This window comes from Corallococcus sp. CA053C (assembly GCF_003611675.1).
Lineage (GTDB): Bacteria > Myxococcota > Myxococcia > Myxococcales > Myxococcaceae > Corallococcus.
Genome location: NZ_RAWA01000055.1, coordinates 25776 through 33486 on the forward strand (window position 1 = coordinate 25776; position 7711 = coordinate 33486).

Sequence of the window (7711 nt, forward strand, 5' to 3'; positions counted from 1 at the left end):
GCTGAAGCGTGCTGGCGCGGCGACTCACCCAGCTGCGGCAGCGCCTGGATGCGCTGCGCCAGCCCCCGACGGGACGGGGCCCCTCGTGGTCCTGGCCCTTCGGACGGAAGGTGCGGGGGCCGGAGGACCTGTCCCTGCCGGTGCTCGTGGCGCTCGACCGCGAGCTGGACCGCGTGGGCGTCCACACCGCCGCGGACGCCCGGTTGCTGCTCGCGCTGGGCACCCAGCGGGGCAGGGCGGGGGTGCTCGCGCAGGGGCTCGCGGGACGCGCGGCCCAGGCCCTGGAGGAGTTCGAGGAGTGTCTGCGCCTTGTCGAGCGGGCGCATCGCTCCGGAGAGATGCCGGCGGGCGCCCTCACCGCGCTGGACCGGGGCTTCGTGCGGCTGGCCCGCGCCGTGAAAGTTGCGGACCTCTTCGGCCGCCCGCTGGAGCCGTTCGAGGGCGACGCGCCGTTTGAGATCTTCGAGCGCCCGGTGGAGACGGATCGCCAGCGGCCTCCGGCCAGTGCCCGGCTCGCCATCGCCGAGCTGCTGGCCGGCCGCGCCCGAGAGAACGTCATCGACCTGGTGCAGAAGCGGCGCGACCTGGACCTGGCCCACGAGATGCTGCTGCGCCTGGGCACGGACGCGGACCGCGCTCGGAGCATGGCGCTGCGCAACGACGTGGCGGAGGCGCGTGAGCGCGTGCGCGCGGTGCCGCCCACGCGCTCGTTGGACGCGCTGGTGCGCAACGTGCGCGAGAACGTCCAGAAGGATCCCCGGGGGGCCTACCGCTCGTTGCAGGGGCTCTACGAGCGTGCCCTGGAGGCCGGAGACGCGGAGCTGGCGGCCGCGGCCCGGAGCGCGCTGACGCCGCTGTTACCTCCGGAGCCGCGGTTGACGCGCCTGGTGGAGGACGCGGAGTCGGAGTCGCTGGTCCGGTGGCTCGGGGAGTCGGACGCGGCGGAGGCGCCCGAGCACGAGGCGGAGGACGCGCCAGACGAACGGCTCGCGGACCTGGCGTTCTCGCTCCAGCCGGAGCAGCTGGCCACGTTCGACCTGGCGGCGGGGTGCGCGCGCTACTTCGACGTGGAGGATTCGCTGACGGAAGAGTTCGTCGAGTCGAACACCGCCGCCGCGCGAGCCGTCCCGCGCCAGGTGCCCTATCCGACGCAGACGATGTCGTTCGCCACGACGGGCAGCCTGGACGACCTCCACCACTTCGTCATCACCGACCCGCGACGCATCCTCCAGGACCTGGCCGCGCACCGGCAGCTCGTGCGCACCTACCTGGACGACGCGCCTCCGCCCCGGCCGCGCAAGGTGAAGCGCACCGCCGTGCGCGTCTACGTCTGTGACGCCTCCGGCTCCATGCACGGCGCGCGGGCGCGCTTCCGCGACGCGCTCATCATCGCGGAGCTGAACAACCTGCGGGTGAAGGCGCGGCGCGGAGAGGCGTTTGATCCGCTCTACTTCAGCTTCTTCAACGACGTGCCCACGGAGCTGGCGCGCGTGGACACCGCCGCGGAGGCGACGCGGCAGATTGAAAAGCTCTTCCGCGACTCGCCCGCCGAAGGGCAGACGGACATCTCGCTCGCCCTGCTGTCCGCCTTCGACTCCATCCGCGCCGCGCAGGGCAGGGACCCCTACCTCGCCCGCGCGACGGTGGTGCTCATCACCGACGGCGAGGACCGCGTGGACCTGGACCTCATCCGCCGCACCCGCGCGCCCATGGGCGCCCTGGACATCGCGCTGAGCTTCATCTCGCTGGGCGAGGAGAACCCCGACCTCAAGTCCCTGGTGCTCGAACAGCGGGCCGCCGGAGGCCGCGCCTTCTACCACCCGCTCTCCGACGAGGAGATCCGCTGGGCGCGCACCGAGTTCGACACGCCCTGGCGCACGCTGCTGCCGCGCGACGTGCCGGCCACCCTGGCGGCGCTGGAGTCGCTGGCCCCGCACCTGGACGCGCTGGAAGCGGTGGCGGCCGGACGCGTGCCCCAGGCAGGCGTCGCGGTGGAGGCCTCCTTCGACGCGCTCTTCCCGGACTCGCCCGCGCCGTCCCCTTCACCGGAAGCGCCCGGCCCGGACGTCGCGGCGCGCGTGGCGGACATCCTGGAGGCGGTGGGCGAGGCCGCGTCGCTGGCACCCGCGGACCGGCGCGCCACGGAGAGCGTGGTGCTCCTGCAGCACCTGCTGTCCGTCTATGGACTGACGCCCGCGCGCTACCTCGCGGTGCTGTCCGGCGGCGGTCGTCCGGTGGGGGACGCGCTGGAACGGGTGCGACTGCTCTGCCGTCCGTTCGGGTAGGCTCCGGGCAAGCACCGCCATGTTCGGCTTCCTCAAACGCAAGAAGACGCCCTCGGCGCCCGTGGATCCGCTGGCCACGTTCGACCGGCTCATCGAGGACCTGGAGCGCCAGGCGGCCGAGGTGCGCAAGTCCGCCGCCACGCTGCTGGCCCTCAAGGGCGAGCTGTCCCGCGGGGTGACGCGCTACACGGCGCGCCTGGGCGACATCGCCGGCCGCCGACAGACGGCCGATGACAAGGGCGACGCGAAGGGCGTGGGCGTGCTGGAGCGCGACCGCGTGCAGACCGAGCGCCTGCTGGAGTCCACGCGCGAGTCACTGCGCCGCGCGGAGCGGGACTCGGAGCTGCTGCTCTCCGCGGCCGGGGCGCTGGGCGAGCGCGTGGCGGACCTGCGCATCGAGCGGGAGAGCGCGTCGGCGCGGATGGCCGTGGGCGGCGTCATCACCGACACGCTGCGCGAGCAGGTGGAGCGCTTCGACCGGGTGCTCGCGCTGGAGGCCGCGCGCGACGAGGTGGAGAAGGCGCACGCCCTGGCGGACATCTACCGCGAGGAGCACCTGCCCCCGAAGACACCCGAGCGCGCGAAGTAGGGGCGCGCTCAGGAGCGCCGGGCCGTCTGGTGCAGCTCCAGCACGATGCTGCCGCCCTTGAGCAGCCGCACCGCCCCGGACGTCTGGCTCACCACCAGCGCGATGCAGTGGGTGGTGGAGGTGATGCCCGCGGCGGCCGCGTGGCGGGCGCCCAGGCCCAGCGGAATCTTCACCGTGTCGTCCGTGGCGGACAGGTAGCGGCCGGCGGACAGCACCACGCCGTCCTCGCGGATGACGAACGCGCCGTCCAGCACGGAGAAGTTCTTGATGGCGTCGCGGATCTTCGGGTCGAGCACGTTGCGCTCGGCCTCCGACAGGCCCTGGAACGGGTTGATGGTGAGCTGCCGGCTCTTCTCCAGCACACTCGTGTGGTCGCCAATCGTGATGATGGTCCCGATGGGGTGGCCCTCGAAGCCCTCCTGGCCGATCTGCAGCGCCAGCTGGAGCAGCGCGTCCACCACCTGCGAGTTGAACTCCTCGCCCAGCTTCACGCCCTCGATGGCCAGCCGGTCGTCCAGCGACCCACCGATGCGCATCTGCATCAAGGTGTCCGGCGCCCGACCCACCTTTCCCGTCATGCACAACACCAGGTCACCTTCCTTGAAAGCTCCCTGGGAAAGCGCCGAGACGAGCGCTACCTTCACCCGCTCGGTGCGCGAGTAGTCGTAGGCGGGGATGACGAGCGCACGGACCTTCTTGCGTTGGTGCTCATGGGCCAGCGCTTCCAGCGTCACGGCGTACACGAGCTTCTTGCGAGCAGGCCGACCCCGCAGGTCCTCTGGAGGAATGGGCGTGTCACAGATGTAGAGGAAGTGGTCGACGTCGCTCTTGGCGGCCAATGTCAGCGCCGAGCGCAAGAATTCCCGATCGAACTTCGTGTTGTCGCTCAAGCCGCCCCTCGTGCACTACAATTTGAAGCAGGTCAGCTTGACACTGCAAGGTGCATGAATAAAGCTTTCGGGCCCTTTTTTTCAGGGGCCAGGCCCCTCTACCCGCCCCACCTGGAGCGCAGGCTGTGAATCAGAAAGATCTCAAGCGTTACAAGAAGATGCTCGAGGACAGCAAGACGAGCCTGCTGGAGAGCGCGAAGAAGACCCTGGTGGAGGAGTCTTCGTTCGACACGGACGACCTGCCGGACGAAATCGACCAGGCCGCCTCCGAGTACACCCAGTCCATGGTCTTCCGCCTGAGGGACCGCGAGAAGTTCCTGCTGCAGAAGATCGAGAAGGCGCTCGCGCGCGTGGAAGACGGCACGTTCGGCATCTGCGAGCGCTGCGAAGAGGACATCTCCCCCAAGCGGCTGGAGGCGCGTCCGGTGACGACGCTCTGCATCCGGTGCAAGGAGGAGCAGGAGAAGAAGGAGAAGTCCTACGGCTGACGCCGGACCGTGAAGTGTCCCTGGCCGCACGGGCTTGAAGCGCCGTGCGGCCTTCCCTTCGCGCCTCAGGCGACGACGGCCTGGATCTCCACGCGCAAGAGCTGGCGACCGATGAGGAAGTGGTCGCCGTTGTCCACGAAGGTGGGTCCCGCCAGCCGGATGAAGGTGCCGTTGGACGAGCCCACGTCGCGCACCATCAGTCGGTCCCCGCGCACCTGCAAGAGCGCATGCCGCCCGGACACGAAGCCGTCCGTGGGGAAGGCGATGTCGCCCTGCTCACGGCCGAGCAGGTTGTCCCCGTCCTTGAGCGGGAAGGCCGCGCCGCGCAGCCCGCCCTCCAAGAGCTGGATGAGCCGCAGCCGGTAGCCGGGATCCGGGGAGCCCCACACCTGCGTGCCGCCGGGCCCGAGCGCCGCGGTGGGGATGGGCTCCAGCACCAGGCGCTGGCGGCCCAGGCGCAGCTCTCCGCCCGCGGGCAGCTCGCGCTCCTGGCGCAGGCGCACGAAGACGCCGTTGGCGCCGCCCACGTCCTCCACGGCCAGCCGCGCGCCGGAGAAGAAGAAGCGGCACTGCACGGGCATGATGAAGGGGTCGTCGTTGAGCGCGATGTCCGCCTGCTGGCCGCAGGTGAGGGTGTCGCGCTGCATGCGCACGAGTGACTCGGGGCCGCCGTCCGCCCGCACCACGCGGATGGAGACCTGCGGGCGCGACGACACGTGCGCCACGGCCATCACCATCGTCCCGGAGCGCAGCGGCGAGCCACAAGCTCGGCATACGGTGGCATCCCGGGAATTCTCGGTGTCACAGCGGGGGCAATAGTCCACGGCGTCCATGAGAGGCCCTCTTCTAGCAGGCCCGCGTGGTGTTGGGGGGGCTTGCAGCGCATGGCTTGCTCCCCACCCGAGGGGCATGGTGAAGTCCCGGCCCCACCCACTGGACGCTGACGTGTACTGCCCTTCCTGCGGCGCCGACGCCGAAGACTCTTCCCGCTACTGCCCCGCCTGCGGCGCCACGCTGTTGCGTTCGGTGGAGGGCGGTGACGAGTACGTCGGCAAGACGATTGCCTCCAAGTACCGGGTGGAGGCCCTCATTGGCGAGGGCGGCATGGGCAAGGTGTACCGCGCCCGCCAGCTCGCGCTCGACAAGGTGGTGGTGCTCAAGGTCCTCCGGCACACGCTGCTGTCGGACGAGCGCACCGTCGCGCGCTTCCAGCGCGAGGCCAAGGCTGCAAGCCGCCTCAACCACCCCAACTCCATCAGCGTGCTGGACTTCGGCCAGGCCGACGACGGCGCGCTCTTCATCGCGATGGAGTACGTGGCCGGGCAGGACCTGCATCAGATCCTCAGCCGCGAGTGGCCGCTGGGCGAGGGGCGCGTGGTGCGCATCGCCCTGCAGATCCTCAGCGCGCTGTCGGACGCGCACGGCGCGGGTGTCATCCACCGGGACTTGAAGCCCGAGAACATCATGGTGGAGCAGCGCCGCAACGAGCCGGACTTCGTGAAGGTGCTGGACTTCGGCATCGCGAAGATCACCGACGTGCAGGACGAGGGCCCGGCCCTCACGCGCGCGGGCTTCGTGTGCGGCACGCCGGAGTACATGTCGCCGGAGCAGGCGCGCGGCGCGGTGCTGGACTACCGCTCGGACCTGTACGCGGTGGGCGTCATCCTCTACCAGCTCACGACGGGCCTCCTGCCCTTCGAGTCCGACTCGGCGGTGGGCTACGCCACCAAGCACCTCACCGAGGAGCCGCCGCCGCCCTCGCGCCGCCGTCCGGACGCGCGCATCTCCCCGGGCATGGAGCGCCTCATCCTGCGCGTCCTGTCGAAGGACCCGGATGACCGGCCGGCCAACGCCGCAGCCTTCAAGATGGAGCTGCTCGCGGTGGACAAGGAGCGGCGCCGGGGCGGGGCGAACGACAGCGCGCCCCGCCGTCCGCAGCCGTCCGGCGTGCTGGCGCCCATCCCGCGCAAGTCCCAGGCCGCCCAGAACCAGGAAGCGCGCAACAGCACGGGCTGGAACGACGTGACGGTGGAGGCCACCGTGCGGGCGCTGCCCGACTCGCGCACGCCCGTGTCCGAGGAGGCCACGCTGGCGCCCGAGGGCGCGCGGGCCAGCCGCACCGCCGAGTCCTCGCCCGCGTCGGGGGGCGGCGAGGGCTTCATCCTCTTCTTCAAGGCGCTCACCACCATGCTGGTGCTGGGGGCGGTGGGCTTCTTCGTCTACTACTTCGGCGTCGGTGCCGGCAGTGGAACGGAGGGCACCCAGTACCTGCCGCCGTCCAACGCGCCCCGGCAGCTCAACGCCACCGGCGCCGAGTCGGGAGAGCCCGAATACCTTCGCGAGATTCCCAGCACCGCGCGCAACATCGAGAAGGCGCACAAGCTGGTGCAGGCCGGCGACCGCGACGTGCTGGCGGGCGAACTGGACCGCGCGACGTCGAGCTACAAGGAAGCCTTCAGCTTCAACCCGGAAGCGGAGCTGGCCCTCAAGCTGGGTGAGATGTACTGGCAGCGCGACCGGACCGACGAGGCCCGCGGCTGGTGGGAGCGCCACCTGAGGGAGAAGCCCGACTCGCGGGCGCGCCCGTACATCGAGAAGCGGTTGGGCGCCGTGGCCCGGCCCGCGCCTCCCTGAAGTTCGCCTTGAAGTTCGGACGGGGCTTCCGTTGAAGCTCCGGTGCCGCTCCGCTCAAGGCTCCGGTGCCGCCCGGGGCAGGGTGCTGACGCCCCCGACCTTCAGCCGAGCGTTTCCACCTGCACCACGTGCTGACCCAGGCGGACCCGGTCGCCCGGACGCAGGGGGCGCTCCGTGGCCGGGGGGATGCGCACGAAGGTGCCCAGGCCGCCGGACAGGTCCCTCAGCATCGCGCCCGACGCGGTGGGGCTCAGCTCGCAGTGCCGGCCGGCGAGCCCCTCGTCATGCGGGTAGGCCAGGTCGCAGTGGGCCTGCCCGATGGTCAGCAGCGCCGCGGCCGTCACGACCGCCCGGCCCGCCCTGCCGCCCATGTGCACCTCTTCGACGCCGTACAGCGTCTGGCCCAGGGGCACCGGTGAGCCGTACAGGTTGGGGCGGCCGGCGACAGGGGGCGGCGCTTCGACGCGGCCGGTGAAGCGGAACAGCCGCTGGCCGGCGCTGAAGAGGGCGCGCGGCGCCAGGGGCTCCGTGCCGGAGAAGGTGACGTAGACGCCCGAGGCGCTCGTCTCGTCCCGCACGAAGAGGGCGCCGTCCTTCACCAGGAAGGTGGCGTGCAGCGGCGACACGAAGACGTCGTCGGGGAAGAGGATGGCGCCGCGCTGGCGGCCCACCACGCAGCCCGTCACCGGCAGCTTGTAGCGCTGGCCGCGCGTCGTCCCGGCTATCACCGCCAGCCCGAAGCGCGACGCCACCGGGGCGGGACGCGCCACCGGGGTCGCGCCCGTGGACACCGGGCCGGTGGAAACCGGGCTCTTATACACATCT

At 71.3% G+C, this 7711-nt stretch carries 7 protein-coding genes; 4 read left to right on the top strand and 3 right to left on the bottom strand.

All coding sequences use genetic code 11. The annotated features are described in order from the left end of the window. Window positions 1-8 precede the first annotated feature (8 nt). A complete protein-coding gene (locus D7V97_RS10415; RefSeq protein ID WP_120610459.1) occupies window positions 9-2285 on the top strand; it encodes a vWA domain-containing protein in 2277 nt (758 codons plus the stop codon). Window positions 2286-2304: 19 nt separating this feature from the next. Continuing rightward, on the top strand, window positions 2305-2874 hold the full coding sequence (locus D7V97_RS10420) for a PspA/IM30 family protein (RefSeq protein ID WP_120610460.1): 570 nt from the start codon (window positions 2305-2307) through the stop codon (window positions 2872-2874). Window positions 2875-2882: 8 nt separating this feature from the next. On the opposite strand, the gene D7V97_RS10425 is transcribed toward D7V97_RS10420, so the two are convergent. After that, window positions 2883-3764: a diadenylate cyclase gene (locus tag D7V97_RS10425; RefSeq protein WP_120610461.1), complete on the bottom strand. Its 882-nt coding sequence runs from the start codon at window positions 3762-3764 to the stop codon at window positions 2883-2885. A 125-nt stretch (window positions 3765-3889) separates the two neighbouring features. On the opposite strand from D7V97_RS10425, the gene D7V97_RS10430 reads away from it, so the two are divergent. Next, the gene (locus tag D7V97_RS10430; protein ID WP_120610462.1) at window positions 3890-4252 is read left to right on the top strand and encodes a TraR/DksA C4-type zinc finger protein; all 363 of its coding nucleotides are present in this window, start codon (window positions 3890-3892) and stop codon (window positions 4250-4252) included. A gap of 65 nt (window positions 4253-4317) precedes the next feature. On the opposite strand, the gene D7V97_RS10435 is transcribed toward D7V97_RS10430, so the two are convergent. Continuing rightward, on the bottom strand, window positions 4318-5085 hold the full coding sequence (locus tag D7V97_RS10435) for an FHA domain-containing protein (protein ID WP_120610463.1): 768 nt from the start codon (window positions 5083-5085) through the stop codon (window positions 4318-4320). A 112-nt stretch (window positions 5086-5197) separates the two neighbouring features. Between D7V97_RS10435 and D7V97_RS10440 the strand changes: the two genes are divergently transcribed. Continuing rightward, window positions 5198-6886, top strand: coding sequence for a serine/threonine-protein kinase (locus D7V97_RS10440; protein WP_233582639.1), 1689 nt, complete (start codon window positions 5198-5200; stop codon window positions 6884-6886). Window positions 6887-6987: 101 nt separating this feature from the next. Here the strand turns inward: D7V97_RS10440 and D7V97_RS10445 are convergent. Continuing rightward, window positions 6988-7711: FHA domain-containing protein (locus D7V97_RS10445; RefSeq protein ID WP_199728765.1), on the bottom strand; the 724-nt coding region annotated here is incomplete at its 5' end.

What these genes read in the sequence shown, in the direction of transcription:
- D7V97_RS10435 (WP_120610463.1), bottom strand. Translation starts at nt 5,085, where the DNA reads ATGGACGCCGTGGACTATTGCCCCCGCTGTGACACCGAGAATTCCCGG.
- D7V97_RS10420 (WP_120610460.1), top strand. Translation starts at nt 2,305, where the DNA reads ATGTTCGGCTTCCTCAAACGCAAGAAGACGCCCTCGGCGCCCGTGGAT.